An 842-nucleotide genomic window follows, 5' to 3' on the forward strand; every position below is an offset into this window, starting at 1 on the left:
GTAAAATTTTCAAGTGATAAATTCTCTTTGGCTTCAAGGGCAATTGCAGACAAAGCACTACGATCGTTACGGTTGATAGTATGAGTGGCAACTACTAAATTATATTTGTCATCAACTGCTGCCTGTATATTATAACTCACCTCTACAACTTGTCCCTGAACCAAAAGAGCTCTGGAATCTTCATCAGTAGTACTGATTTGGGGCTCGCCACTGGCTTGGAGTTTTTCTTCCAGGAGTTCGTATCGGATTTTATTCTTTTTTAATCGCTCTATTTTTTGCTGGATTTTAGTAATTGCAACACTGTTCTCGTTTTGGTCGTTTAGAGCTATTTCGTCTAAATATTGTTGCGCTTTTTCTTCTATATAGGCCAAATGTTTATCAATCTTCTTTTGGTTGAAGTTAGCTTTCCTGCTGTTGTGTGCACGGCTTTTGGTGCCATCAATGGCAATGATTTCCCCGGCAATCAATTCGGCATCTTTCAAAAAAGAAACAAAGAGTTTGAACAGCTTTTTCAACCCTGTGGGATTGTCTTTTCTAAAATCGGAAATACTATGATAATTAGGTACAATACCACATAAAAGCCATTGTAATTCTATATTACGAATGCATTCTTTTTCTAGTTTTCTGGAACTGCGAACTCCGTTTAAATAACCGTACAGATAGATTTTAACGAAGATTCTGGCATCGAAACCAGGACGGCCCTCGGTTTTAATTTTTCGCACTTCAAAACCCAAAGAATCCAAGGCAATAGCCTCTGCAAAAGCATCGATAAAACGAACCGGATTGTCCGGTAAAATTGTATCCTCCAGAGATGAAAAAGACATTTGATGGCGGGAAATTCC

Annotated in this window: 1 protein-coding gene; it reads right to left on the bottom strand. The window is 38.2% G+C overall.

Annotated features, from left to right (window positions below):
- The coding region (locus GXM17_RS21395; RefSeq protein WP_163401541.1) for a transposase at positions 1-842 on the bottom strand (842 nt) is incomplete at both ends.

The sequence above is a fragment of the Flavobacterium fluviatile genome (assembly GCF_010645065.1).
GTDB classification, from domain to species: Bacteria; Bacteroidota; Bacteroidia; order Flavobacteriales; family Flavobacteriaceae; genus Flavobacterium; species Flavobacterium fluviatile.